Annotated in this window: 25 protein-coding genes; 19 read left to right on the top strand and 6 right to left on the bottom strand. The window is 64.6% G+C overall.

Annotated elements, in window-relative coordinates:
• The first annotated feature begins 36 nt into the window (after nt 1-36).
• The gene (locus tag RFN28_RS21895) at nt 37-378 is read left to right on the top strand and encodes a hypothetical protein (protein WP_320289303.1); all 342 of its coding nucleotides are present in this window, start codon (nt 37-39) and stop codon (nt 376-378) included.
• 187 nt (nt 379-565) lie between these two features.
• The gene (locus RFN28_RS21890) at nt 566-745 is read left to right on the top strand and encodes a hypothetical protein (RefSeq protein WP_320289302.1); all 180 of its coding nucleotides are present in this window, start codon (nt 566-568) and stop codon (nt 743-745) included.
• Between the two features lie 417 nt (nt 746-1,162).
• Here RFN28_RS21890 and RFN28_RS21885 read toward each other — a convergent pair whose 3' ends face one another.
• The gene (locus tag RFN28_RS21885; protein WP_320289301.1) at nt 1,163-2,596 is read right to left on the bottom strand and encodes an aldehyde dehydrogenase family protein; all 1,434 of its coding nucleotides are present in this window, start codon (nt 2,594-2,596) and stop codon (nt 1,163-1,165) included.
• Nucleotides 2,597-3,107: 511 nt separating this feature from the next.
• On the opposite strand from RFN28_RS21885, the gene RFN28_RS21880 reads away from it, so the two are divergent.
• A complete protein-coding gene (locus tag RFN28_RS21880) occupies nt 3,108-4,163 on the top strand; it encodes a YeiH family protein (protein ID WP_430678579.1) in 1,056 nt (351 codons plus the stop codon).
• Here the strand turns inward: RFN28_RS21880 and msrC are convergent.
• Complete coding sequence (gene msrC / locus RFN28_RS21875; protein ID WP_320289300.1) at nt 4,160-4,657, bottom strand: free L-methionine (R)-S-oxide reductase MsrC; 498 nt, start codon at nt 4,655-4,657, stop codon at nt 4,160-4,162. The genes RFN28_RS21880 and msrC overlap by 4 nt on opposite strands.
• Nucleotides 4,658-4,747: 90 nt before the next feature.
• On the opposite strand from msrC, the gene RFN28_RS21870 reads away from it, so the two are divergent.
• From RFN28_RS21870 to RFN28_RS21845, 6 genes are all read left to right on the top strand, one after another.
• Nucleotides 4,748-5,170, top strand: a complete 423-nt coding sequence (locus RFN28_RS21870) for an NUDIX hydrolase (protein WP_320289299.1) — start codon at nt 4,748-4,750, stop codon at nt 5,168-5,170.
• Between the two features lie 2 nt (nt 5,171-5,172).
• Nucleotides 5,173-6,150 (top strand): GlxA family transcriptional regulator, encoded by a 978-nt coding sequence (locus RFN28_RS21865; RefSeq protein WP_320289298.1) that lies wholly within the window; start codon nt 5,173-5,175, stop codon nt 6,148-6,150.
• Nucleotides 6,151-6,303: 153 nt separating this feature from the next.
• Nucleotides 6,304-7,608 (top strand): M24 family metallopeptidase, encoded by a 1,305-nt coding sequence (locus RFN28_RS21860; RefSeq protein WP_320289297.1) that lies wholly within the window; start codon nt 6,304-6,306, stop codon nt 7,606-7,608.
• A 278-nt stretch (nt 7,609-7,886) separates the two neighbouring features.
• Nucleotides 7,887-8,564: an isochorismatase family protein gene (locus tag RFN28_RS21855; protein ID WP_320289296.1), complete on the top strand. Its 678-nt coding sequence runs from the start codon at nt 7,887-7,889 to the stop codon at nt 8,562-8,564.
• Nucleotides 8,565-8,572: 8 nt separating this feature from the next.
• The gene (locus RFN28_RS21850) at nt 8,573-9,616 is read left to right on the top strand and encodes an alpha/beta hydrolase (RefSeq protein ID WP_320289295.1); all 1,044 of its coding nucleotides are present in this window, start codon (nt 8,573-8,575) and stop codon (nt 9,614-9,616) included.
• A 283-nt stretch (nt 9,617-9,899) separates the two neighbouring features.
• The gene (locus RFN28_RS21845; RefSeq protein ID WP_320289294.1) at nt 9,900-11,540 is read left to right on the top strand and encodes an ABC transporter substrate-binding protein; all 1,641 of its coding nucleotides are present in this window, start codon (nt 9,900-9,902) and stop codon (nt 11,538-11,540) included.
• A 75-nt stretch (nt 11,541-11,615) separates the two neighbouring features.
• Here RFN28_RS21845 and RFN28_RS21840 read toward each other — a convergent pair whose 3' ends face one another.
• Nucleotides 11,616-12,701, bottom strand: coding sequence for a LacI family DNA-binding transcriptional regulator (locus RFN28_RS21840; protein WP_320289293.1), 1,086 nt, complete (start codon nt 12,699-12,701; stop codon nt 11,616-11,618).
• A gap of 194 nt (nt 12,702-12,895) precedes the next feature.
• Here RFN28_RS21840 and RFN28_RS21835 point away from each other — a divergent pair, with 194 nt between their 5' ends.
• The 3 genes from RFN28_RS21835 (at nt 12,896) to RFN28_RS21825 (ending at nt 16,553) form a co-directional block, all read left to right on the top strand.
• Nucleotides 12,896-13,732 carry an ABC transporter substrate-binding protein gene (locus RFN28_RS21835; protein WP_320289292.1) on the top strand — a complete coding sequence of 279 codons (837 nt, stop codon included), beginning with the start codon at nt 12,896-12,898 and terminating at the stop codon, nt 13,730-13,732.
• 100 nt (nt 13,733-13,832) lie between these two features.
• Nucleotides 13,833-15,356: an amino acid ABC transporter permease/ATP-binding protein gene (locus RFN28_RS21830; RefSeq protein WP_320289291.1), complete on the top strand. Its 1,524-nt coding sequence runs from the start codon at nt 13,833-13,835 to the stop codon at nt 15,354-15,356.
• A 72-nt stretch (nt 15,357-15,428) separates the two neighbouring features.
• Nucleotides 15,429-16,553, top strand: a complete 1,125-nt coding sequence (locus RFN28_RS21825; protein WP_320289290.1) for an NAD(P)/FAD-dependent oxidoreductase — start codon at nt 15,429-15,431, stop codon at nt 16,551-16,553.
• Between the two features lie 79 nt (nt 16,554-16,632).
• On the opposite strand, the gene RFN28_RS21820 is transcribed toward RFN28_RS21825, so the two are convergent.
• Entirely contained in the window at nt 16,633-17,421 is a 789-nt protein-coding gene (locus RFN28_RS21820; RefSeq protein ID WP_320289289.1) for a hypothetical protein, read from the bottom strand.
• Nucleotides 17,422-17,571: 150 nt separating this feature from the next.
• Here RFN28_RS21820 and RFN28_RS21815 point away from each other — a divergent pair, with 150 nt between their 5' ends.
• The 6 genes from RFN28_RS21815 to RFN28_RS21790 are packed head-to-tail and all read left to right on the top strand — an operon-like array spanning nt 17,572 to nt 23,519.
• A complete protein-coding gene (locus tag RFN28_RS21815; protein WP_320289288.1) occupies nt 17,572-18,204 on the top strand; it encodes a DUF4129 domain-containing protein in 633 nt (210 codons plus the stop codon).
• Nucleotides 18,201-19,415, top strand: coding sequence for a DUF4350 domain-containing protein (locus tag RFN28_RS21810; RefSeq protein ID WP_320289287.1), 1,215 nt, complete (start codon nt 18,201-18,203; stop codon nt 19,413-19,415). The genes RFN28_RS21815 and RFN28_RS21810 overlap by 4 nt, the downstream gene beginning before the upstream one ends.
• Nucleotides 19,402-20,355 (top strand): AAA family ATPase, encoded by a 954-nt coding sequence (locus tag RFN28_RS21805; RefSeq protein WP_320289286.1) that lies wholly within the window; start codon nt 19,402-19,404, stop codon nt 20,353-20,355. Before RFN28_RS21810 ends, RFN28_RS21805 begins: the two co-directional genes overlap by 14 nt.
• Nucleotides 20,352-21,656 carry a DUF58 domain-containing protein gene (locus tag RFN28_RS21800; protein ID WP_320289285.1) on the top strand — a complete coding sequence of 435 codons (1,305 nt, stop codon included), beginning with the start codon at nt 20,352-20,354 and terminating at the stop codon, nt 21,654-21,656. The genes RFN28_RS21805 and RFN28_RS21800 overlap by 4 nt, the downstream gene beginning before the upstream one ends.
• Nucleotides 21,653-22,669, top strand: coding sequence for a stage II sporulation protein M (locus tag RFN28_RS21795; RefSeq protein WP_320289284.1), 1,017 nt, complete (start codon nt 21,653-21,655; stop codon nt 22,667-22,669). The genes RFN28_RS21800 and RFN28_RS21795 overlap by 4 nt, the downstream gene beginning before the upstream one ends.
• Entirely contained in the window at nt 22,656-23,519 is an 864-nt protein-coding gene (locus RFN28_RS21790) for an RDD family protein (protein ID WP_320289283.1), read from the top strand. Before RFN28_RS21795 ends, RFN28_RS21790 begins: the two co-directional genes overlap by 14 nt.
• 237 nt (nt 23,520-23,756) lie before the next feature.
• On the opposite strand, the gene RFN28_RS21785 is transcribed toward RFN28_RS21790, so the two are convergent.
• Nucleotides 23,757-24,443, bottom strand: coding sequence for a D-lyxose/D-mannose family sugar isomerase (locus RFN28_RS21785; protein WP_320289282.1), 687 nt, complete (start codon nt 24,441-24,443; stop codon nt 23,757-23,759).
• Nucleotides 24,444-24,651: 208 nt separating this feature from the next.
• On the opposite strand from RFN28_RS21785, the gene RFN28_RS21780 reads away from it, so the two are divergent.
• Nucleotides 24,652-25,710 (top strand): D-TA family PLP-dependent enzyme, encoded by a 1,059-nt coding sequence (locus RFN28_RS21780; RefSeq protein ID WP_320289281.1) that lies wholly within the window; start codon nt 24,652-24,654, stop codon nt 25,708-25,710.
• Nucleotides 25,711-25,713: 3 nt separating this feature from the next.
• Here the strand turns inward: RFN28_RS21780 and RFN28_RS21775 are convergent, their stop codons facing one another.
• The gene (locus RFN28_RS21775; protein WP_320289280.1) at nt 25,714-26,472 is read right to left on the bottom strand and encodes a heme ABC transporter permease; all 759 of its coding nucleotides are present in this window, start codon (nt 26,470-26,472) and stop codon (nt 25,714-25,716) included.
• Nucleotides 26,473-26,483: the final 11 nt, after the last annotated feature.

Below are 26,483 nucleotides of genomic sequence, written 5' to 3'. Positions count from 1 at the left end.
TAACACATATTAGCAATCAACGATATGTTAACGGCTATGGTGCAGCCTTTCCGGATCGGGGATGGGAAACCATCTCCGATCGACGATCCGGCACTTTATGCCGAGACGTTCGACCGATGCGGAGCAAAACGCATGAGTGTCGAAACAGCGCTGGCGCAGCTATTGCGCATGCTTCACCGTCGCGCCCTGAATCTCGCGGCGTTGCCAGACGATGAAAGAGACCTGCACTACGACCGCATCCGCCGCACATGCTGCGGAGCGGCCGAGCATATCGGCCAGTCTCCCGACAATGCAGCCATCACGGCAAACAGCGTGGTCGAATTCACCCGCGCTATGGTCGGGATCATCGAGACAAGCGGTCCCAGGTCGGACAGTTGATGTAGACATTGCCAGGGTGCATGCAGGCGGCCGCCTGGCACGCCGTCTCGATGTCCTTGGCCAGATAGGACGGCTGGCCCGCCGATTAGCAAGATCTAAAAAAGATTAAATGTGAAATGTTTAATGTAGCAGAGCTCAAGTTTGCTTGATACCGTCATGCATAAGGGGTGAGACAGAAGGGGCTGCAGTGAACAATCAACCGTGGAAGACTTCGGTCGAGATCGACGAAATCGGAAATGCGCTATACGTGCGCGTCATCGAAGACGGCGTTGTGAATATCAGGGCGTTCAAGTCGCTGACAGAGGCCAAATCCTTCGCCACGAGCGAACGGGTGCGGCTTGCGCTTGACGCGCCACTCAGAAAATAAGCCGGGCAACCGGGCCGCCGGATCGTTCTGCTTTCCCTGGCGGATCTTCACAAAGCGCCGACAGCGGATCATCTGCCTCCTTCGGAATTGGACCAGCTTAACGCTTGTCCCTGGGGAGGCTGCAGAAAGATTGAGAAGCACGACGGAAAAAGCTGCGCGTCTCTGCCCATTAACCAATCGTAGACCACGCTGTCCTATTCTGGGACAGCGTGGTCTCTAGTACCCCGGAGACTGCGCCGGCGGCTCCGGCACTCGGGCGACCCTACCCACCTAGGTCGGAGCCGCCACCGTTCTACCAGCAAGGGTTGAACGAACTCTTACTGCGGATACTTTCTAGTGCATTTCAGCAACCGCTAAATTTCGAAATATGGTTGCCCTCTACTTCGCGGCGACTGGTCGGCTTCAAACCCGTGAAGCCTACTCCGCCGCCTCGTACCCCGCGATGCCCTTGATCTCCAAAAAATCCTCCAGGCCGTATTCGGCGTATTCGCGACCGTTGCCGGACTGCTTGTAGCCGCCGAAGGGCAGGCCGGCGTCCCACGTCGGGTAGTTAATGTAGACATTGCCTGAGCGCATGCGGGCAGCCGCCTGGCGCGCCTTCTCGATGTCCTTGGCCTGGATGTAGGAGGCCAGGCCGTAGACGGTGTCGTTGGCCTGCTCGATCGCCTGCTCGACGGTGTCATAGGGCAGGATCGACAGCACCGGCCCGAAGATTTCTTCTCTCGCAATGCGCATGTCGTGCGTGACGTTGGCAAAGACGGTCGGGCGGACATAGTAGCCGCGGTTGAGCTCGGCCGGGCGGCCGGGACCGCCGGCCACAAGCGTCGCGCCCTCGTCGATGCCGCTCTGGACCAGGTCCTGGATCTTGTCGAACTGGATCTGGCTGACGACCGGGCCGAGCTTCGATCCGGGGGCGTCGGCGGGGCCGACGGTGAATTTTTCCGCCGCCGTCTTGGCGTAGGCGGCGGCCTCGTCATGCCGGTCGCGCGGCACGAACATGCGGGTCGGCGCGTTGCAGGACTGGCCGCTGTTGCCGAAGCAGCCGGCAACGCCCTTGGTGACGGCTTTTTGGAAGTCGACATCGGGGAACAGGATGTTGGCCGATTTGCCGCCGAGCTCCTGATGCACGCGCTTGACCGTGTCGGCGGCCGCCTTGGCGACCAGGATGCCGGCACGCGTCGAGCCGGTGAAGGACATCATGTCGACATCCGGGTGGCTGGCCAAGGCCTGGCCGACGGTCGGGCCGTCGCCGTTGACGAGGTTGAACACGCCCTTCGGCACGCCGGCCTCATCCATGATCTCGGCGAAGATGATGGCGTCGAGCGGCGCGATCTCCGAAGGCTTCAGCACCATCGTGCAGCCGGCGGCGAGCGCCGGGCCGACCTTGCAGGTGATCTGGTTGAGCGGCCAGTTCCACGGCGTGATCAGGCCAACGACGCCGATCGGCTCCTTGACGATGAGCGACGAGCCTTTGACATGGCGGAACTGGAAGGTCTTCAGCACCTCGGCCATCTTTTCCAGATGCGCCTGGCCGACGCCGACCTGGCTGTCCAGCGCCATCTGGCGCGGCGCGCCCATCTCGCGCGAAACGGCGAGCGCGAGATCCTTACTGCGCTTCTTGTAGACCTCGATGACGCGATTGAGGATGTCGAGCCGCTCCTCGACTTCTGCGAAGCCGAAGCTCGCAAAGGCCCGCTTGGCGGCGGCCACGGCCTTGTCGACATCGGCCTTGGAACCGAGCGAAATCTGCGCGAAAGCGTCTTCGTTGGAGGGATCGATGACATCCAAGGCGTTCGGCACCATCGGATCGACCCAGGCGCCGTCGATATAGAACTGCAGATCGTGTGACATGCTTTCGCTCCCTGTGGGTCGGCGGCCTAGTGAGGTGATCGTCGTATATCGCCAGAAATAACGATGCGGCAACAGCCCTATCAAACGCAAGCGGAGGTAATTGAGCCAGTGGGTTGAATTCCTGATGCATACCGCCCAAAACCGTGCAGCGGTTTCAGGAAAACGACATCGATAAAGACAAGACTTAAAGCGTGCCGCCTGAATGCGTTTCAGGCAGCGCTTTTTATGGCGCTAACCTCTTGCTCATATAGACCGTTGTCCCGTTCATGAACGGCTCTTCGCGGTCGATCGCGTAGCCGTGCTTGCGATAAAGCCGTACATTGGCTTCGAATGCGCCGTTGGTCAGAGGCGAAGTTCGCGTCGACAGCACAGTTGAATTCAACCCAACTCGGCAAACCGGCCGCCCAAATTAGCACCGTTCGGAAAAATCGATCATTATAACTCGAATAATTCGTTGGAAAGATTGGTTCTGGAATGGCATTTCCCCGGCGAAGTCGCCTGGAGAATCCAATTGTCTTTCCTGCCCATCACAGCGAACGATCTTCCAAACGGCCTGAATTCGGCCAATTCCGGAAGCCCTGCCCTCACCTCGATCTGGGCCGGCATCGTACCGGGGATCGTGCTCGTGGCGATGATCACCAGCGTCGCCTATTCGGCGCGTAATCTCTCCGGCCTCACACTGTTCAGCCCGATGATCCTCGCCGTCGTCGCCGGCATGGTCTATTCCAACGTTCTCGGCACGCCGGCTCATGCCAACGCCGGCATCGCGTTCGCGCAGCGCCGGCTGCTGCGCTTCGCCATTGTGCTGCTCGGCTTCCAGCTGACGCTTGGCCAGGTGGCCGGCATCGGCCTCGGCGGCGTCGGCATCGTCGCCGTCACGCTCGGCGCCACCTTCCTCTTCACCGTGACGCTCGGCCGGCTGATCGGCGTCGACGCCAAGCTGGCGCAGCTGGTCGCCGCCGGCACCTCGATCTGCGGTGCCTCGGCGATCGTTGCCACCAACATCGTCACCGATGCGCGCGACGAGGACGTGACCTATGCGGTTGCCGCAATCACGCTCTTCGGCACAATTGCCATGCTTAGCTTTCCGCTGCTTTCTCCCCTGTTCGGTCTTGACCAGCACGCCTTCGGCCTGTGGGCCGGCGCTTCGATCCATGAGGTGGCCCAGGTGATCGGCGCCGGCTTCCAGAACGGCACGCTCGCCGGCGAGACCGCGACCGTCGCCAAGCTGACGCGCGTCGCCATGCTGGCGCCGATGGTGATCGCACTCGGCCTGATGGCGCGCCGCGGCAACACCGATGCTTCCGCGGCCAAGCCGCCGATGCCGTGGTTTGTCGTCGCCTTCGTTGCGGTCGTGGCGCTGAACGGCCTGGTGGCGATCCCAGCGCAGATCCATTCGGCGATCGCGCTCGCTGCACAGGTCATGCTGACCATGGGGCTCGCCGCCATGGGCCTTCAGGCCGACATCTCGCAGTTGCGCTCGCGCGGCCTGCGCCCGCTGGTGCTGGCCTTCTCGGCGTTCCTGTTTATCGCCGTGTTCAGCCTGACCCTGGTGAAGCTCGTCTAATCCTCGAAGGAGCTCGCCGCGACATAGATCGCGGCCAGCTTCTCGATGCCGGCCTGGTCGTCCTTGTCGAAGCGGCCGGGCAGCGGGCTGTCGAGGTCGAGCACGCCGAACACGCCGTCCGCGTCGCGCAACAGCACGACCAGCTCCGAACGTGAGTCGGCATCGCAGGCGATGTGGCCGGGGAAGTCATTCACGTCCTTGATCAGCATCGACATGCCGAGATCGACCGCCGTGCCGCAGACGCCCTTGCCGACCGTGATGCGCACGCAGGCCGGCTTGCCCTGGAAGGGGCCGAGCACCAGCTCTTCGTCGGACTGGAGGAAGTAGAAGCCCGCCCAGTTGAGGTCGGGCACCATCTGGTAAATCAGCGCCGAGGTGTTGGCCGCGTTGGCGATGGAATCGCTCTCTCCTTCCAGCAACGCTTTCAATTGCGTGGCCAACTCGTTGTAGAAGGCCGGCTTGTTGCTCGTGTCGATGGCGGTTGCCGCAAACATCGTGTCGTCTCTCCGTTGCTAGCCGGCCGACCGACCGGCTACAGTCCTGTTCTCTCTGCCACCAAAGCCGCCGCCGGGAAACAGCCTGTCGTGAATACCAGCCATGCCAAGACCGTCGGGGCCAGAACGATCCGGATCGCCGCCGCCGTGATCCGGGATGACAGCGGCAAGCTGCTTCTGGTGCGCAAGCGCGGCGCAAAAGCCTTCATGCAGGCCGGCGGCAAGATTGAGCCGGGCGAGGCGCCCGCCGCCGCTCTTGCGCGCGAATTGCGCGAGGAATTGGGCATCGTCGTCGACCCAACGGCCGCCTCGCATCTGGGTTCCTTCTCGGCACCCGCCGCCAACGAGCCGGATGCGCATGTCGAAGCCGAACTCTTCGAGCTGTCGATCGCCGACGAACCGATCCCGGCGGCCGAGATCGAGGAGATGGTCTGGCTGAGCCCGGATCTCGCGAGCGGCATGGAGCTCGCGCCGCTCACCGCCGACATCGTGCTGCCGCGCTACAGGCGTTAGCCATGAACTCGCGGAGCCAGGCTGAGCGAGCGAAGGGCGAAGCTCCCCTCACCTTCGCCGTGCTGATCTTTCCCGGCTTTCCGATGATGGCGTTTTCTTCCGTCATTGAGCCGCTGCGTGCCGCCAACATTCTTGCCAAGCGCGACTGCTACCGTTGGGTGATCGTCGGCGCCGGCAAGAGCACGGTCGAGGCCTCCAACGGCGTCGTCATCCAACCGGGCTACTCGGCCATCGACGCGCCGAAGGTCGACCGCATCGTCGTCTGCTCCGGCGGCGATGCCGACCATGTCGTAGCTGATGAAGCGATGAGCTGGATCCGCAAGAGCCTGCGCGGCGGCGCGCATATCGGTGCGGTAGCCGATGCGGCGTTCTTCCTCGCCCGCGCCGGTCTGCTCGACGGCCATGCCTGCACCTTGCACTGGACCAGCCAGGCCGCTTTCTCAGAGGCTTTCCCGGATATCGAGCTTCGGCGCGATCTCTTTGTCATCGATCGCAAGCGCTTCACTTCGGCCGGCGGCGTCGGCAGCCTCGACATGATGCTGGAGATCATCACGCGGGACTATGGCGCCGAGCTCGCGGCGGGTGTCGCGGAATGGTTCGTGCACAGCCCGCTGCGGTCGAGCGTCGACCGCAAGCTGATGCCGCTGCGCCTGCGCACCGGCGTGCAGAACGAGCTGGTTCTGTCTGCCATCGCCATCATGGAGGACGCGGTCGAGGAAAGGCTCGGCATGGCGGAACTGGCGACAAGGCTTGGCGTGTCGTCCGACAAGCTCGAGCGCAACTTCCGCGCTGAATTGGATATCTCGCCAAACGGCTACTACCGGCGGCTCAGGCTGAAGCGCGCGGCCGATCTCCTGGCGCATTCGACGCTGATGGTTCGCGATGTCGCGCTGGCGTGTGGATTTGCCTCGATGTCGAGCTTTGCAAGGGCATTTCGCGAGGAGCACGGGCATGCGCCGAAGGCGATGCGGCGGCACTAAGCGCCTTCTTTCGACATGCCGAGTTCCGTCACACCCCCTCTGGCCTTTGCGCTTGGGCGACACCACGCCTGCGGCATCCGGCACGACATTTGCGGAATGCCGCACAAGCTCGGAACCCGACCCAGCTATGTTCGCGGGAACAGGAGGCTTCCCATGAGCATCGTCGTCTTCGACCCCGACAGCACCGAGGATGTGGACTTCAAGGACCGCATGCGCCACCCGGCGGCGGCCGATCCCGCCGGGGGCATGTGGCTGTCGGACACCGAGCCGTCCTTCATCGATGCTGACGCGCTGCGCAAAGGGCGGCTGGCCAAGCTGCGCGGCTGGATGCGCGAGGCGGGCTACGGCGGCGTCGTGCTGTTCGATCCCTATAACCAGCGCTATGCCACCGGCTCGCGCAACATGTTCGGCTATTTCCTGCGCAACTCGACCCGCTACTTCTTCATTCCGACAGAAGGGCCGATCGTGCTGTTCGAATATCCGCAGAGCTACCATGTCTCCATGGTGCTCGACACAATCGACGAAGCGCGACCGTCGAAGCTGGTCTGGTCGTCGGTTTCCGGCCGCGACGACGAGACCGCCGGGCCGTTCGCCGACGAGATCACCGAACTGTTGAAGAAGCATGGCGGCGGCTCGATGAAGCTCGGCCTCGACCGCTGCAGCCATCTGCAGGCGCTGGCGCTGGAAAAGCGCGGCTGCGAGGTGAAGGACTGCCAGGGCGAGATCCTCGCGGTGCGCGCCGTGAAGACGCCGGAGGAAGTAAAATGCCTGCAGGTCTCGATGGCCGGCGCTGAAGCTGCGGTGGCGGCCGTGCGCGAGGCGATCAAGCCCGGCGTTTCCGAAAACGAGCTTTTCGCCATCATGTACCACGAGGTGATCCGTCAGGGCGGCGAGTTCATCGAGACCCGGCTGCTTACCTCGGGACAGCGCACCAACCCATGGTTCAACGAGGCGAGCGGCCGCAAGATCAGGCCGGGCGAGCTGGTCGCGCTCGATACCGACACGATCGGCTGCTACGGCTATTATTCCGACTTCTCGCGCACCTTCCGCTGCGGCCCGGGCAAGCCAACGCCCTACCAGAAATCGCTCTACCGCATGGCGCACGACCAGGTGCAGCACAATATCGGGATCGTGAAGCCAGGCATGGCGTTCCGCGAGATCGCCGAAAAGGCCTGGAAGATCCCGGAGCGCTTCGTCGACCAGCGCTACACCTCGGTCATGCACGGCGTCGGCATGCATGGCGAGACGCCGTTCATCGCGCATGCGATGGATTACGAGACCTATGGCCGCGACGGCATCATCCAGCCCAGCATGGTGGTCAGCGTCGAAAGCTATATCGGCGAGAAAGGCGGCCGAGAGGGCGTCAAGCTCGAGGACGAGATCCTGATCACCGAGACCGGCACCGAGCTGCTGTCGCGCTTCCCTTATGAAGACGAGTTTTTGGAGCCGCAGGTCTGAATTCGATAACCGTGAGCGGCTTCTATGCAGTATCGCAAGCGTTTGAGATTAGCCTGCGGCATACATGCCATCGTCATCCCAGGGCGGAGCAAGGAGCGGAGCGACGCGGCGCAGACCCTGGGATCCATGCCGTTACGGCTCGGCTTCGCGACGACGCAAAACTCTGATAGGCAGCAATCCACGATCAAGGTAACGGCATGGATTCCAGGGTCTTCGCGACGCCGCTGCGCGCCTGCTACGCCCTGGAATGACGAAGCGCGGAAACGACCCACATCCACATGAAAAATCCTATCTCCATCCGGCGCGGCACGGTGGCCGCGGTGTTCGTCGATCTCCAGGAGGAGCATCGCTCGGACAAACGCTATCTGGTCGAGGGCTTTGCCGACATCCTCGCCAACGTGCAGCGCCTGCAGGAGGCGGCGCGGCGCAATTTCGTGCCGCTCTACCACTGGGCCTATATCGTCGATCTGGCGGAGGCGCGGCCGTTTCATCCGGTGGACGACAGCGGCAAGTCGGCCTTCTCCGACAAGGACGATCCGCTGACAGCGATCTGCCACGAGGTAGCGCCGCAGGACGGCGAAGCGATGCTGATCAAGCAGGAAGCGAGCGCCTTCGGCAAGGGCGATTTCGCCGTCAAGCTCCAGGCCGCCGGCATCGAATGGCTGGTCATCGTCGGCGTGTGGACCGAGGCCTGCATCGACGCCACGGTGAAGGACGCCATAGCGCTTGGCTTCCGCGTGCTGCTGATCAAAGATGCCTGCGGCAGCGCCACCGCCGCCATGCACCAGACCGGCATCCTCAACCTCGCCAATCGGCTCTATGGCGGCGGCGTCACCAACACGCTCGACGCCTGCCGGCTGATGGCGGGCGATACGGTGAGCGTGTGGCAGGTCGAGGGCTCGGTGCCGCTGCGCTTCACCTTCGAGAACGCGGCGCAGCTCTACGCCGAGCTTTGACGGCAGCGATGGCCAGCGACCCATCCGATCCGGGCAGCCGCGGCAAATATGCCACGCTGCTCGATCCGAAGCTGTGGGACTACATCGACGCGGTCAATAGCTGGTACCCGCCGGAGATCGTAGCGGCGCCGATCGCGGAGCAGCGTGCGGTGTACAACCGGATGTGCGCGGCCTTCCATCAAGGACATCCTGAAGGCGTGACCACCAGTGACGGCCTCGTCGCCACGGCCGCGTATGCCGTCCCGTTCCGGCGCTACCGCGTGGCGGACAAGGCGGCAGCGGCAGTCGTCGTCTACTATCACGGCGGCGGATTCGTGCTCGGCGACCTCGACAGCCATGAAGACATCTGCGCCGAAATCTGCGCCGGCACCGGCTTCGAGGTGGTGTCGGCCGACTATCGCCTTGCGCCGGAGCATCTGCATCCGGCCTCCTTCGACGACGCGCTGGCGGTGTTCAAATGGGTCGCCGCGACCAGCGCGCTGCCTATCGTGCTTTGCGGCGAAAGCGCAGGCGGCAATCTTGCTGCTGCGGTCGCGCAGGCGACGCGGCATCACCCAAGGCATGCGATCGGCCAGGTGCTGATCTATCCCGAGCTGGGCGGCGACGAGACCGGCCGTTCCTATGTCGAGCACGGCGAGGCGCCGCTGCTGACGCTCGCCGACATCGACTTCTATCGCCGCATCCGTTCGGCGCCGGGACAGTCACCTGACGACCCGACTTTTTCGCCGCTCCGGGATCGCGATTTCTCTCGCCTGCCGCCGACCGCCATCGTCACCGCCGAGTGCGATCCGCTGTCGTCGGACGGCGAGGCCTATCGCGACAAGATCCGTGACGCCGGCGGGTGGGCGATGTGGCGCGAGGAGCCGCGGCTGGTGCACAGTTTTCTGCGCGCGCGACCGACGGTGTCACGCGCAGCGGAGGCGTTTGCGAGGATTATCGGCGACATTGCGAGGCTGGGCGCCAGCGATGGAGTTCCAATCTCCCCCCTTGTGGGGGAGATGGCCGGCAGGCCAGAGGGGGGCGCGAAGGATCGCGACCCTTCGGCTTCCTAACATCCACTTCCTGTGAAGGCAGCTCCGATCAGCTGAGATGCTGGCGGGACAGCGCCCCCCTCTGCCCTGCCGGGCATCTCCCCCACAAGGGGGGAGATCGGCTGTTTCCACCCCCCTGCGGAACAGCGCACAAGAACTGCGGAAAACCAAGCATTTCACTGCGGAAAGCAGACCTATCATCGCTTGGCAGGCAACGGCGCCCCGGCGGTCGCATCCGCCCCTGCGCCTGGTCGTTGCCGCCAAAAACCGCCGCACGGGCCACGCACCAACAGAGGGAACGACGATGAAATTCATGCTGACCGACAGAAAACTGCACCCGCAGGCGAAGCCCACCGCCGACGATTTCAGGAAAGGCGCGATCAGCCGGCGCGAATATCTTGCGCTGATGGCGGGCCTCGGCGTCAGCGCCGCCGGCGCGCTGGCTTTGGGCGGGATTGCACCCTCGCCTGCCCAGGCCCAGGAGCCGAAGCGCGGCGGCGTGCTGCGCGTGGCGATGAACGTGAAAGGCTTCAAGGACCCGCGCACCTTCGACGGCGTCGAGATGTCGAATGTCGCGCGCCACTGCAACGAATATCTGGTGCGCTGGAAAACCGACTTCACCTTCGAGCCGTGGCTGCTCGAAAGCTGGGAAACCAGCGACGATGCCAAGACGATCACGCTCCACGTGCGCAAAGGCATCACCTGGTCGAACGGCGACACTTTCAATGCCGACGACGTGATCCACAACCTCAACCGCTGGTGCGACGCGTCGGTCGCCGGCAATTCGGTTGCCGCGCGCATGGGCGCGCTGGTCAATGCCGACACCAAGAAGGCGATCGACGGCGGCATCGAGAAGGTCGACGACTACACCGTCAAGCTCAACCTGCCCAAGCCCGACATCTCGCTGATCGCCGGCATGGCCGACTATCCGGCGCTGATCATGCATCGCTCCTATGAGGGTGATACCGATCCGAAGAAGGCTTTGGCCATCACCACCGGCCCCTGCGAGCTGGTGAGCTGGGATGCCGAGACGGGCGCGGAGGTGAAGCGCAAGGACAAGCCCTGGTGGAAGGGCGAGTTCTACCTCGACGGCATCAAATGGGTCGATTACGGCTCCGATCCCAACGCCATGCTGTCGGCTTTCGAATCCGGCGAGATCGACACCGACCACGAGACGGCTTCCGATGCCGTATCGCAGACCGAGCAGATGGGGCTCAGGAATTCCGAGATCGCCACCGGCTCGACCATCGTGGCGCGCTTCAATGTCGGCAACGCGCCCTACGGCGACGTCAAGGTGCGCCGGGCCGCCCAGCTCGCCGTCGACAATGCGGCCGTGCTGAAGCTCGGCCTCGACGGCCGGGGCAAGCCTGCCGACAACCACCATGTCGGCCCGATGCACCCCGAATTCGCCGATATCGGCCCGGCCAAGCGCGATGTCGAGGCGGCGAAGAAGCTGCTCGCCGAAGCCGGCAAGACCGACCACGAATATGACCTGATCTCGGTCGACGTCGAATGGCAGAAGAGCACTGCCGACGCGATCGCGGCGCAGATCCGCGAGGCGGGTCTCAAGATCAAGCGCACCGTGCTGCCGGCCGCGACCTTCTGGAACGACTGGAGCAAATTCCCCTATTCCTGCACCGAGTGGCTCGGGCGTCCGCTCGGCGTCCAGGTGCTGGCGCTCGCCTATAAATCGGGCGCCGCCTGGAACGAAAGCGCCTATTCGAACAAGGAGTTCGACGAGCTTCTCGAGAAGGCGCTGGCGACGCCCGACGCTGCGGCGCGCAAGGAGATCATGGCCAAGCTCGAAACGAACCTGCGCGACTCCGGCGTCATCATCCAGCCCTACTGGCGCTCGGTCTACCGCACCTATCGCAAAGGCGTGAACGGCTGCGAGCAGCACCAGGCGCTCGAACAGCACTTCGAGAAGGTCTGGCTGGAGTCCTGATCATCCCGGGACTGAAACGGCCGGCGCGGCCCAACAGAGCCGCGCCGGCCGATTGGTATCTCGCGTCCAATTCGATCAGGATCGGCTGAGACTCTGCCCGATCGTCTCCGGCGACTGGCCGACCGACATCCGTTCGATGATCCTTGTCGGCAACACAATCCTTTCAGGGGGCCGGTCATCGCCTTTCAGGCGGCGTATCAGCAGCTCCGCCACGGATTTTCCGAGCGCATAGACCGGCTGGTCAATGACGGTGATGGGCGGAGTCGTCACGCTCGTCCAGTCGGCATCGTGGAAGGTGATCAGCGATATGTCGCGCGGTATGCCGAGGCCGCATTCGCGGATCGCCTTGAACAGATCGAGCGCCACGACGCTGTCGGAGGCCAGGATCGCCGTCGGCCTATCGGCGCTGCGGAGCAGGCGCAGCAGCACGGCGTGCGCGCTCTGCGACCGCCCGCTGCCGAAATGGATGTTGCGCTCCGCTACCTCGATCCCGGCTTCGCGACAAGCTTCGAGGAAGCCCAGGATGCGCTCGCGCACGGTGGAGGTGTTGATCCTCGACTTGGCGCCACGAAAATCTCCGGACAGCACCGCGGCGGTGACATAGGCGATCCTGCGGTGCCCGGCCTGCGTCAACATCCGCGTGGCGCGCAGCGCGGCACTGCGGTCATCGACCGTTACCGTGTCGACGTCGAGTTCCGGCAGTGCCCGGTCGAGCAGCGCCAGCGGGCAGGCGATCTCCTTCAGATGGGCGATGTCGCCGGACTGGGCGGGAGTGACGATCAGGCCGTCGACCCGCTTTGCCAAGAGAACGTGTATCGCGCTCTTCTCCGCTTCGACCTCCTCGCCCGAATTGGCCAGGATGACGTTGATGCCGGACAGGCGCGCGACATCGCTTATGCCGCGCACCGCAAGCGAGAAGAACGGGTTCTCGATGTCGCCTACGACGACGCCGATGCTGCCCGAACGGCCGGTCGTCATGCTGCGCGCCAGCTCGTTCGGCCGATAATCGAGCGCCTTCGCCGCTTCGAGCACGGCGGCGTGCACTGTCTCGCTCACCCGGCCATAGCCGCCCAGCACGCGCGCGGCGGTCGCCTTCGAAACCTTCGCCTCGCGGGCGACGTCGCTGACGGTGATCGAAGGAAGCCTGGGCGGGCGCTTCATTGTGGAAAAATCGCTTTTCAAACTCGTTGACGGATGGTCGTTGCTGTGCCTACAAATGTCAAGAGACCGGTCTCATTCAAGTTTGAGACCGGTCTCACAACAAAAGAGCGCCAGGAGGCGTCGGAACGCAGGCCGTATCGAAATTATTCGCTGTGCCCCCCGCACGGACCGACCTTTCAGAGTGGAGAACAATCATGAGCATCAGAAGTCTTTTCACACCAAGCCCGCGGCAGCGCATCGGCTCGGTCATCTTCGCCATCGCGCTGGCTGCCCTCTCCCTGCCAAAGGCATGGGCAGCGGACAATCCATACAATCTCATCGATCCCAAGGTGATCAGCGTCGGCACGATGGGCGACGCCAAGCCCTATGCCTTCACCAAGGCCGACGGAAAGTTCACCGGCTTCGATCTCGAGTTCTTCGTGAATGTGGTGGGCCGGATGGGCTTCAAGCCGGACCAGGTGACCTTTACCGGCCAGGAATTCTCGGCGCTGATGCCGTCGGTCGCCAACCAGCGCTTCGACGTCGCGGTCGCGGCCATCGGAACGACCGAGCAACGCAAGAAGGCAGTCGATTTCTCCGACGGCTATCTCGCCGGCTACCTGTCGGTACTGACCTCCGACCCCAAGATCACCTCGCCGGAGGGTCTCGCCGGCAAGCGTCTCGGCGTCGTGCAGGGCACGCTGCAGGAGATCTACGCCACCAAGAACTTCAAGAACACCGACCTGGTGAAGTTTCCCGACAACAACTCGGCCATCGCCGCGCTCAACAACGGCACGGTCGACGGTCACTTCCTCGACTACGAGGCAGCGAAACAATATGGCGAGCGCTATTCGGCCCTGAAGATCGCGATCAACATCCCGTCCTTCGACGCTCCCGCGGGCTTTGTCGTGCGCAAGGGCAACGACGCCTTCCGCGAGGCGCTCAACAAGGGCATTCACGAAGCCATGCAGGACGGCACCTGGCGCGACCTCTACCAGAAATGGTTCCCCGGTTCGCCGATGCCGGAGCAATATCTGCCCAAGAAGAACTGACCTGCATAACGCCGCCGGCGCGAATGCCGGCGGCCCCTTAGGCAGGCGTGAGAGATCGCGCGGACGGCGGATGCGCCTCCGCGCAAGGGCAGGTTGGCGGATGGATTGGCTCGATAACCTTCAACGAAGCTTCTTCGATTGGGACGCGATGGCATCGGTGCTGCCGGTGCTGCTTGCCGTCGGCTTGAAGAATACCCTGATCCTCGCCGCGGCATCGACGGTGCTCGGCATCCTCATCGGCATGGTGCTCGCCGTGATGGGTATCTCGCGCTCCGCCTGGCTGCGCATCCCCGCACGCGTCTACACCGATATTTTTCGCGGGCTGCCGGCGATCCTCACCATTCTCCTGATCGGGCAAGGCTTTGCCCGCATCGGCCGCGAGATATTCGGCCCCTCGCCCTACCCGCTCGGCATCGTGGCGCTCAGCCTGATCGCCGGCGCCTATATCGGCGAGATCTTCCGCTCAGGCATCCAGAGCGTCGAGAGCGGCCAGATGGAGGCCTGCCGCGCGCTCAGCATGAGCTACGGCCAGGGCATGCGGCTGATCGTGATCCCGCAGGGCGTGCGCCGAGTGCTTCCCGCCCTGGTCAATCAGTTCATCGGCAACGTCAAGGACTCCAGCCTCGTCTACTTCCTCGGCCTGCTCGCCTCGGAGCGCGAGATTTTCCGCATCGGCCAGGACCAGGCCGTGGTCACCGGCAACCTGTCGCCGCTGCTCCTGGCCGGCATCTTCTATCTGATCATCACGGTGCCGCTGACCCATGTGGTCAACCACATCGACAACCGCCTGCGGCTCGGCAAGCAGAAGCCCGGCGGGGTCGTCAGCGGGCTCGTTGAGGTCGGCGAATTGAAGGACACGACAGGCAAAGCCAAACCCGCCACGGCACGACCCGCCATCAAGGCCGGCAGCCTCGAAGTTTGCGATCTCGACATGGCCTATGGCGAGTTGCAGGTGCTGAGAAAGATCCGGCTCAAGGTCGAGCCGGGCACGGTCACCTGCGTCATCGGTCCGTCGGGCTCCGGGAAATCGACGCTGTTGCGCTGCCTCAACCGGCTGGTCGAGCCGAAGGCCGGCGACGTGCTGCTCGATGGCGAAAGCATCCTGGCGATGAAGCCGGAAAGGCTGCGCCGCCGCGTCGGCATGGTGTTCCAGCATTTCAACCTGTTCCCCAACCACACCGCGATCGAAAACGTCATGCTGGCGCTGACCAAGATCAAAGGCATGGCGGGCAGCCACGCAAGGCACACGGCCGAAACGCGCCTCACCGAGGTGGGCCTGGCCGCGCGCGCGGACTATCGGCCCAGCCGCCTTTCGGGCGGCCAGCAGCAGCGCGTGGCCATCGCCCGCGCGCTGGCGATGGACCCCGAAGTCATCCTCTTCGACGAGGTGACGAGCGCGCTCGACCCTGAACTGGTCAAGGGCGTCCTCAATCTGATGGCCGATCTCGGTCGCCGCGGCATGACCATGATCGTCGTCACCCACGAGATGGGCTTTGCCCGCAAGGTGGCAGACCAGGTCGCCTTCATGGACGAGGGCCGCATCGTCGAGGTCGGACCGCCGGCGGAAATCTTCGATAGGCCGAAAAGCCCGCGGCTCAAGCAATTCCTCGCCGAGGTGCTGTGAACGATTTTTACCGCGCCGGCCGAGCTCGGCGCATCTCCCAAAACCAAAGTCTGATCATCGAAAGCTGTATCCATGACCGATAAATCCGCTCTCAAGGTCGCCGTCATCGGCGGCGGCATCTTCGGCGCCTCCACCGCCGTCCATCTCGCCCGGCTTGGCGCGGCAACGACCATCGTTACGGATGGCCCGGTCGCCAGTGGTGCATCGTCGCGCTCGCTTGCCTGGCTCAATTCGGCGCGCAAGCGCTCGGCGGCCTATCACCGGCTCCGAGTCCAGGGCCTCGAGCGCTACAGGGCGTTTGCGGCGAAGCACGAATGCGGCGCCTGGCTGCGTCTCGATGGCGGACTCACCTGGGACGCCGACGATGCTTCGAACCAAATCCAGGAAATCTTCCGCCATGAACAGTCGATCGGCTATCAGACGCGCCTGCTCGCGCCGGGCGATATCGCCGCGGTAACGCCGGGTGTCGACTCTAGTGCCGTGCCTCGCCAAGGCGCGATCTTCAATGCCGGCGAAGGCTGGGTCGACCTGCCGTCGCTCATCGACCTGCTGCTGCAGGAATTTCGCGAACGCGGCGGCCGTGTCCTCACCGACGCCGGCTCCGCCGACGTCACGCTGGTCAATGGCCGCGTCAGCGGCGTGAGGACCGCTTCCGGCCAGGCGGTCGATGCCGATGCCGTCGTGGTTGCGGCGGGCTCCGCGGTGCCGGGCATGGCGGCCAAGGTCGGCAGGCGCATCGGCGACGGCACGACGCGCGCCCTGCTCGTCTTCAGCAAACCAATCGCGCATCCGCTGCGTGCCGTGCTCAACACGCCGCGTGTCGCCATCAGGCCCACTCCGAACGGCGCCTTCGCGCTCGACTCCGCATGGTCCGAGGACGAAGTCATCGTGCGCGGCGACGGCACGTACGAAGCCAAACCGTCCACGATCTCGGGGCTGCTCGAGGAAGCCTCGAAGGTTCTTGAAGGCAATCCCACGCTCGCGCCGGAAAGCCATCACATGGGACCGAAGCCAATCCCCGCAGACGGCGAGCCGGTGATCGGCCAGTTGACCGGTATTCCCGGATACCACGTCGTCTTCAGCCATAGCGGCGCGACGCTGGGCCTCATCGCAGGCGAATTGCTGGCCGGCGAGATCGTCAGCGGCATGCCCAGTCCCTTGCTCGAACCGCTTCGTCCGGCACGGTTCGACAGCTGAGAAGCGTTTGCCAAGTCCTCGCCTTTCGGCGCAGATTGCGCCTGACCGGCTCGGAACGCGGGAATCCGTCAGGCATTCTCTACGAGAATATGTTCGCCAGCTCGTCGACGCTGGTGCCTTCCTTGACCTGGCGCAGCTCGACATAGCTGACCGCGGTAGCGGTCGACATGACCGTCGACATCATGGCGGAAACCACAGCGCCGAGCACCGCGCCGATGATGCCGCCGAAGAGATAGACGGCAGTGCCGAGCACCAGCTGGACTACCATGGCCAGGATAAAAATGATCACGAACAGGCCGAACAGCGACCACCGATTGCCTTTGGTGAGCGCCCGGCTGCGCGACATCGAGCCGAACACGCCAAGCCGCTCCTGCACCAGGACCGGCACGGAAACCGACCAGCCGAGCCAAAGGATGATGCCGGGCACAAAAAGCGCCACCGATGCGGCGCCCGCGCCGAGCGCGACCAGAAGCCCGATGCCTATCGTCGGCAGCAGGCAGCGGATGGCTATCTGGACACTGTCGCCAAAGTCGGGCTTCTTGCCGTTCAGGTCCTCTATCGTCGCCCTAACCAAAGCCGACTGCAACAGCAGCGACAAAATGAAATAGAGAAGGGTAATGACGATGGTGAGGAGGGAATCCCGGATCGCCACGCTTGGATCGGTCAGCGCTAGGTTTGAGGGATCGCCGGCCGCCAGCTTGCCTAGCCGAGTTTCATTCCACAGTTGAAAAATAAATGTCGGCAGGCCCGAGAACAGCAGCGCCAGCCCGAGACAGAGTCCTATGTTGCGGGTAATAACGGCAAAGGTGCTGTTGAACACCCTGCCGATCTCGAATCTGCCTGGTCGTCCCAATGTCGCAGTGGTCATGATAGTTTCCCCCGAGCCGCCGCCGCATCCAATTCGGCAACTTCAAAGTAAATTTGCCAAGATTGGCGGGCCGCGTCCAGTGCACTTGCAATTGCCATGCAGCATTGCCAGTGTCGGTGCCGAACCGCGGGTTGCAGGGGGAGCGAGCGGGTGACAGTTGCACAGCCGGGCACATCGGACGCCGAATGGCTGGCCAAGATGCACAAGCAGTTGCTGGCGGACGATTCGATCCAGTTTGACCTGCCGGGGCTGGTGCGGCCGGAACCGCCGGAATGGCTGAAGCCCCTGATCGAGGCCGTGGCCAAGCTCGGGCCCTACATGATCTATCTCTTCTGGGGCGCGGTGATCATCGGCGTCGCGATCATTGCGTTTCTGCTCATCCTAGAAGCGCGAGGTGTCGCCTGGCGCCTGCCGTGGCGGCGAAACCGCCAGGAGACCGGAGCGACCGAGGAATGGCGGCCGGATGCTGGCGCGGCGCAGATCCTGCTCTCCGAAGCCGACGCGCTTGCCGCGCGCGGCGACTATGACGAGGCGGTGCATCTTCTCTTGCGCCGCAGCGTTGCCGACATCGCCACCCGCCTGCCCGACTTCTTGCGCCCGTCGCTGACGTCGCGCGACATCGCCGCCGCGAGTTCCATCCCGTCCCGCCCCCGCGCAGCCTTCAGCGAGATCACGCGCATCGTCGAGGCGGCGCTGTTTGCCCGCCGGCCGGTTGGCGCCGAAGGCTGGCGGCAGGCGCGCGGCGCCTATGAGCGCTTCGCCTTCCGGGATGCCTGGGCATGAGCGCGGAAGCGACCGAGGCAGCCGAGGCGCCGTTCAGCCGCAGGACGCTGTTCTGGGGCATCTTCGCCAGCCTCCTGGCGGCCGCCGGCTTTTTCCTGCTCTCGACGTATGCACCGGATTTTCGTCAGCCCGAGGGCGGCGCCACGCCGCTCTCCAGGGGCGGCACCGGCTATGCCGGACTTGTCGAGTGGCTGAAGCTCACCAACGGCCAGGCGCCGCCCATGGCGCGCGGCGAGAAGGATCTGGAATCCCCGTTGGCATCGACCTTCCTGCTGATCGTCACCATCGCGCCAGGCAGCGATCCGGCTGCGCTGCAGCGCATCGTCAAGCTGCGCTCGGGCAAGGACACGCTGTTCGTGCTGCCCAAATGGGTTACCATTCCGCAACCCGGCCACGAGGGCTGGGAGACGAAGGTCGAGCGGCTGCCCGACAGCTTCGTCAACGACTGGCTCGGCCGCCTTGCCAAGGCGAAGCTCGGCGAAGGCAAGTCGACGGTCGACCGGATCGATGTCGAAGGGCGCAAGATCGCCGTGCCCGACGAGCTGCAGTGGGTGGCCGACGATCATCCGTTGATCTCTGCAGGTGACGGTAAGGCTATCCTTACAGAGCTCGACAACGAGCCCTTCTACATCCTGACCGACCCCGATCTCATCAACAACGCCGCGCTGAAGGATCCGCAAAAGGCAGCCGCCGCGCTCGACATGATCGCCATGCTGGAGCCCGCCAAGGGCGCGGTGATGTTCGACCTGACGCTGCACGGCATCGGCCAGAATTACGATCTCGGCAAGCTCCTGGTCGAGCCACCCTTCCTGGCGCTGACTTTGTCGGTGCTGACGGCTGCCGCGCTTGCCTTCCTGCATGGGCTCGGGCGGTTCGGGCCGCCGCGCGCTGAGGTCCGCGCCATTGCCTTCGGCAAGCGGGCGCTGGTCGACACGACGGCGATGCTGCTCAAGCGCGCCGGACGGCTGCAAGGGGTTGGCGACCGCTACGCGGCGCTGATGCGCCAGCGCGCTGCCGCGCTGCTTGGCGCGCCACACGGGCTGCAGGGCGAGGCGCTCGACCGCTGGCTGGATTCCCGCGACAGCCAAGAAGCGCACGGCTTCACCCAGCGCTTCAAGAATGCGAACGATTCCAAAACATTGGCCGCAATGCATGAAGCAGCGGAAGAGCTGCATGACTGGACGGCAAGGAGGCTTGGTGAACGTCGATAATGTAAAGGCCCTGGCGAGCGCGATCAGGGAAGAAGTTGCGAAAGCGATCACCGGTCAGCGCGACACAGTCGATCTGATGCTGACGGCGCTGTTCGCCGGCGGGCATATATTACTCGAAGGGCCGCCGGGCACCGCCAAGACCATGACCGCCCGCTGCTTCGCGCAGGCGCTCGGCGTCTCCTATGGGCGCATCCAGTTCACACCCGACCTGATGCCCGGCGACATCGTCGGCTCCAACATCTACAACTTCCAGACCGGCCAATTCACGCTGACGCGCGGCCCGATCTTCTGCGACCTTTTGCTCGCCGACGAGATCAACCGCACGCCGCCGAAGACGCAGGCCGCACTCCTCGAAGCCATGCAGGAGCATGCCGTCACCTTCGACGGCGCCACGCATTCGCTTGGGCGCAACTTCATGGTGGTGGCGACGCAGAACCCGATCGAGCATCAGGGCGTCTATCCGCTGCCCGAGGCGCAGCTCGACCGCTTTCTGTTCAAGCACCGGGTCAGCTATCCGGACCTCAGGGAAGAACGCGCCATCATCATCCATCACGGCGGCTCGGCCTCGCACAATATCGAGCAGTACGGCATCAAGGCGCAGACCGACCGCAAGACCCTCGAAGCGGCGTTGGCGACGGTCGGCGACGTCACGCTGGTCGAGGATGTCGTCGGCTATATCGCAGCACTTGTGCGCGGCACGCGCGAGAGCCCGGACCTGGAGGTGGGTGCCAGTCCGCGCGCGGGCGCCATGCTGGCGCGGGCCGCGCGCGCCAGAGCGGCGCTCGACGGCCGCAACTATGTCATCCCCGACGACGTCAAGGCGCTCGCCGTGCCGACGCTGCGCCACCGCGTCATCCTCTCGCCGGCGGCGCAGATCGACGGACGGCTGGTGGAGCAGATCGTTTCCGATCTCGTCGATCAGACGGAAGCGCCACGGTGATCTATCCGAGCGGACGAGCGGTCTGGGCAGCGGCGGCCGGGGCGATCCCCGCCTTCCTGATCGCGCTCGCGCTGCCGCATGTCTGGTATCTCGGCCTGCTGTGGATCTGCGTCCTGCTGGCCTTCCTGGCGGTCGACGCGGCGGCCGGGCGCGGGCGCGCCTCGCTCAGCGCGACGCTCACCGCGCCGCCGCAGGTCGGCGTCGGCGGACGGTTCACCCTTCATATCGCCGCAGGTCTCGGAGCGCGGCCGCGCCGGCTGCAGGCGCGCGTCGGGCACGACCAGCGGCTGACACCGGTCAACGGCACGGGCGGCGCCCTGCCCGCGAATGGCGGCACCCTCGACCTCGAATTCGATGCGGTCAGGCGCGGCATCGCCGGCTTCGACCGGCTGTGGCTGCGCTGGCAGGGGCCGTTCGGGCTGGTCTGGAACCAGGTCGTGCTGTCCATGGACCGCAAGATAGCGGTGCTGCCCGATGTCAGCCGCGCGCGCGACGAGGCGATTACGCTGCTGCAGCGCTCCGCCCTTGCCGATGGCCACGCGCAGAAGCGCGCCGGCCAGGGGCGCGAGTTCGAGGCGCTGAAGGACTACCAGCCCGGCATGGGCCGGCGCATGATCGACTGGAAGCGCAGCGCCCGCCACGGCAAGCTGCTGGCGCGCGAATTCCGGATCGAGGAGAACAACAACATTGTGCTCGCTATCGATAGCGGCCGCCTGATGTGCGAGCCCGTCGACGGCGTGCCGAAGGTCGACCGGGCGGTGACGGCAGCACTTCTATCGGCCTTCATTGCGCTCAAGGGCGGCGACCTCGTCAGCCTGTTCTCCTTCGACGCCCGGCCGCGCGTCTCGAGCGGCGCGGTGCGCGGCTCGCCGAGCTTCACCATGATCCAGAAGCGCGCGGCCGAAATCGACTATTCGACCGAGGAGACCAATTTCACGCTGGCGCTGACGACGCTTGCGGCAAAGCTTGACCGGCGATCGCTGGTCATCGTCTTTACCGATTTCGTCGACCCGATCAGCGCCGAACTGATGCTCCGCACCGTCGGGCGGCTGACCGAGCGGCATCTGGTGTTGTTCATGCTGATGAAGGATGTCGAGCTGGAGACGCTGGCCGACCTGGCGCCGGCGGAGCCGGAGGATGTGGCCCGCGCGGTGACCGCCGGCGACCTGCTCAGGCAGCGGCAGGTGGTGATCGGGCGCCTCAGGCTGCTCGGCGCGCATGTCATCGAGGCCGACCACCAGCGCCTCGGCCCGGCGCTGGTCGAGCGCTATATCGAGCTCAAGGAGGAAAACCTCTTATGACGCTGCCCGCCGGCACCGATGCCGTCCGCCAGTCCTTGGCAAGCTTCCGCCAGGAGCGCGAGGCCGACTGGAAGGCGTTCGAGGCGCTGCTTGGCCGCGTCGAGAAACGGGCGCCGCGCGCGCTGTCGGAAGACGAGCTTCTGTCGCTGCCGCTTCTCTACCGTTCGGCGCTGTCCTCGCTCTCGGTGGCGCGAGCGACCTCGCTCGACAGCGCGCTGATCGCCTATCTCGAGGCGCTCTGCCTGCGCGGCTATTTTTATCTCTATGGCGCGCGGCGATCTTTGAGGACACGCATTGGCGACTTCTTCCTGCGCGATTGGCCGGCAGCGATCCGCGACCTGTGGCGCGAAGTCTGGGTATCCGTCGGGCTGACCGTGGTCGGCGCCATTGCCGGCTATTGGCTGGTCACCTCCGACAAGCGCTGGTACGACGCGATCATCGCGCCGAGCCTCGCCGGCGGGCGCAATCCGGATTCTTCGGCCGAGATGCTGCGCAGCGTGCTCTACGGCGGCGGCGACCACTTCCTCTCGGGCTTTGCCGCCTATCTCTTCACCCACAACACCCAGGTGGCGATCCTCGCCTTCGCGCTCGGCTTCGCCTTCGCGGTGCCGAGCGTGCTCCTCATCCTGATGAATGGCTGCATGCTGGGCGCGCTGTTCCAGGTCTATGCCGCCAAGGGGCTCGGCTTCGCGCTCGGCGGCTGGCTGTCGATCCACGGGACGACGGAGCTGTTCGCGATCGCCATCGCAGGGGCGGCCGGCATGCGCATCGGCACAAGCATCGCCTTCCCCGGCGAGTTGACGCGCATGGCCGCGGCAGCACGGGCCGGGCGCGTGGCGGCAACCGCGATGGTCGGCGTTGCGGTGATGCTGTTGATTGCCGGCTTGCTCGAAGGCATCGGCCGGCAGACGATCACCAACGACCTCGCCCGCTACGCGATCGGCGACGGCATGCTGGCGCTCTGGATCTGCTATTTCTACCTGTTGCGGATGGTGCGGCATGGCGACCGCTAGGAACCCCACCGCACTCGTCCGCCCGTTGGTCACGCCGGAGGGGGTGGACCTGCGCGTAAAACTGGCGGATGCCGGCACGCGCGCCTCGGGATTCCTGCTCGACGTGGTGATCATCATCGTCGCCGCTGTCGTGGTCAGCCTCGTCGCGATCTTCGGCCTGGGCGGCCTTGGTGCGAAGGACGCGGAACCGCTCTTCATCGTCTGGATCATCTTCATCTTCTTGCTGCGCAACGTCTATTTCATCGCCTTCGAGGCGGGACGGCGGGCAGCGACGCCCGGCAAACGGATGGTCGGTGTGCGGGTCGCCTCGCGCAGCGGCGCGGGTCTCACCCTCGATCAGGTCATCGCGCGCAACCTGATGCGCGAGATCGAGGTGTTCCTGCCGCTGTCGATCCTCGCCGCGCGCGGCAGTGCCGGCGTCGCCGACACGCTGTCGACCATCTTCGGCCTGGTGTGGGCGCTGCTGTTCTCGCTGTTCCCGCTCTTCAATCGCGACCGCCTGAGGATCGGCGACCTGCTGGCCGGCACCTGGGTGGTCGAGGCGCCGAAAGTAGCGCTGGTCGAAGATTTGTCGCTGCGCAAGGACCCCGTCGCGGCCCGCTTCCTGTTCAGCGCGGCACAGCTCGACGCCTATGGCATTGCCGAGTTGCACAAGCTGGAAGAAGTGCTGCGCCGCAACGACTATTTCGCGATGAAGGCTGTGGCGGAAACGATCGCCCGCAAGATCGGCGCGAAGGTCGAGCCCGCCGATTCAAAAGCCTTCCTCACCGCCTACTACGGCGAGCTCCGCGCACATCTGGAACGCAAGTTGCTGCTCGGGAATCGGAAGGCGGATAAACACGCGCGGTAGCCTTGGCGTATCCTGGAAACGTCAGTGCTGCCCCTCATCGCCCTGCCGGGCATTTCTCCCCGTATGGTGACGAAAGATGCTGTCGCCGGCGATTTCGCAAATCTCAAGCGTTGCAAGGAAGCGTAGTACGGTCGCGGCCATACCCTTCTCCCCGTCACTACGGAGAGAAATGCCCGGCAGGGCAATGAGGGCAGCGCCAACCAATGAATTGATGTGATGTCCAGGCGGCGCCCTCGCCTAGCCCACCCACTTCTCATAATCCGACACCAACAGGTGCAGCGGCGCCACGTCCTCCTCGACATTGGAGAACCGTCCGATCGGGTCGCGAAAGACGTTGTCGGTGAGGTCGTCATTGACGGTCGAGACCTCGCCGATGAGCACGTCCTTTCCCTCGGCCCAGAAGGCGTGCCAGACGCCGGGCATCAGCGTCACGCTCTGGCCAGGGTCGAGCTTCAAGAGCCCGCCGGCCGGCAATCTGTGGATGGTGCCGTCGACCGGCACCGACACTTCGGCCTTCGGATCGATGCCGCCGTCGCGATCGTGCATGAACAGTTCCAGCACCAGCTTGCCACCGCCGCGGTTGATGATGTCCTCGGCCTTGATGTTGTGGCGGTGCATGGGCGAGAGCTGGTCCTTGCGCGAGATCATGATCTTCTCGGCATAGAGCATGCCCATGCCGAGCTTCATGTCCTCGTAGCGGCCGTTGCGGACGGTGAACAGGAAGAGGCCAAGCTCGTCGAACTTCTCCTGGCCGTAGTCGGTGATGTCCCAGCCGAGGCGCGAGTTGAAAATGGCCGCGGAGTCCGCCTTGTGCGCCTTCATCTCTTCCGGGCTCCAATAGGCGAAGGGCGGCATGATGTAGCCGAACGAGCGGATGAAGGCATCGGCGTCGCGGATGATGTCGTTGATGGTGGAGCGTTTCATGAGTCCTCTTCCTTCCGGCCGTGCCTGCTGAAATCTGCCCATCCGCATAGCCCAATGCCGGTCCGCTGTCGACGCAAACTGACGGCTCTGGCCCGGTGACAATCGGCCGGATCGGGCTCATAACCGCGACCGGTCTTTTGATTACGCATGTCTTTGTCCCGAAACCGGCTTCCACTTTCGGGAGACATGCTTTTGAGCGGTGACTTTCATGGCAAGCATAGACGACCTCGACACGCCGGCGATCCTGATCGACGCGGCCCGCGCCGAAGCCAACATCAAACGAGCGCAGGCGCATGCCGACCGCCACGGGCTGAAGCTCCGGCCGCACATCAAGACGCACAAGCTGCCTTACTGGGCAAAGAGGCAGGTGGCGGCCGGGGCCGTCGGCATCACCTGCCAGAAGATCGGCGAGGCCGAAGTGATGGCCGATGCCGGGCTTGAGGACATTTTTCTTCCCTACAACATTCTCGGCCGCGCCAAGCTGGAACGGCTGAAGGCGCTGCACGGCCGCGTCGCGCTCTCGGTAACGGCGGACAGCCATGAAACGCTGGAAGGGCTAGCCGCGACCTTCACCAATACCGGCCATCCGCTCTCCGTGCTGGTCGAGTGCGACACCGGCATGGGCCGCTGCGGCGTGCAGAGTCCTGCCGAAGCGGTCGCACTGGCGAAACTGATCGACCAGGCCAAGGGCCTCGCCTTCGGCGGGCTGATGACCTATCCGGCCGCCGGACACGCCGCCGAAGCGGAGGCCTGGCTGAGAAACGCGCGTGAGACGCTCGCCGCAGCCGGGCTCGCATGCACGCGCATCTCCAGCGGCGGCACGCCGGACATGTGGCGCTCGGGCGAGGACAGCGTCGTCACCGAATACCGGCCCGGCACTTACATCTATCTCGACCGCTACCAGGTCGCCAAAGGCGTCGGCACGCTCGACGATTGCGCGCTGACGGTGCTCGCCACCGTGGTCAGCCATCCGACGCCGACGCGCGCCATCCTCGATAGCGGCAGCAAGGCGCTGTCCTCCGATACGCTCGGGCTGGCCGATTTCGGCGAGCTGCTCGGCGTCCCCGGCGCGCTGGTCACCGCCTTAAGCGAAGAGCATGGCACCGTCACACTTTCGGACGGCGCCGGCCTTCGCATCGGCGAGCGCGTGCGCGTCGTGCCCGATCATTGCTGCGTGGTGACGAACCTCTTCGACCAGGTGCACCTGATCGACGGCGACAAGGTGCTGGAAACGCTGCCGGTGGCAGCGCGAGGCAGGATGGGGTGACGCCTACTGCCGTTCCGCCTGCCTCGCAGCAACCCTGCGCATCGCGATCACTCGGCGCCTGAAAATCTCCGTGCGTATCGCCATCAGGTGCAGCGCGAAGAACAGCACGGTGAAGCCGAGCGCCATGACGGCTAGCGGCCACAGCATCGATGGGTCGATGGTCGGGCCGCCGAGCCGGAAGACCGAGGCGGGCTGGTGCAGCGTGTTCCACCAGTCGACCGAGAATTTGATGATCGGGATGTTGATGAAGCCGACCAGCGTGATGATGGCCGCGGCCCAGGCGGCGCGGCCGGCATCATCCAGCGCGCGCGTCAGGGCGATGATGCCGAGATACATCAGAAACAGCACGAAGACCGAGGTCAGCCGCGCGTCCCACACCCACCAGGTGCCCCACATCGGCTTGCCCCAGATGGAGCCGGTGATCAGCGCAAGCGCCGTGAAGGTGGCGCCGATCGGCGCCGCGGCCTTCAGCGCGACATCGGCCAGCGGATGGCGCCAGACCAGCGTTCCCAGCGCCGAGATCGCCATGATCGTGTAGCACATCATCGCGAGCCAGGCGAAAGGCACGTGGATATACATGATGCGCACCGTGATGCCCTGCTGGAAATCTTCCGGGGCCGTGAAGCTCATATAGAGGCCGACGGCAAGCAGGACCGCGGCGATCGCCGCCAGCCACGGGATAACCTTGTCCGCCAGCCCGACGAAGCGCGTCGGGTTGGCGAGATCGGCCCAGCCGCTCAGGCGTGAAGTGGTATCGCTCATGCTGCCCTAAA

Origin of the sequence: Mesorhizobium album, from assembly GCF_033977205.1 — a bacterium.
Lineage (GTDB): Bacteria > Pseudomonadota > Alphaproteobacteria > Rhizobiales > Rhizobiaceae > Mesorhizobium > Mesorhizobium album.
The sequence above is the reverse complement of the archived record's forward strand: the minus strand, read 5'-3'. Positions and strand labels throughout refer to the sequence as shown.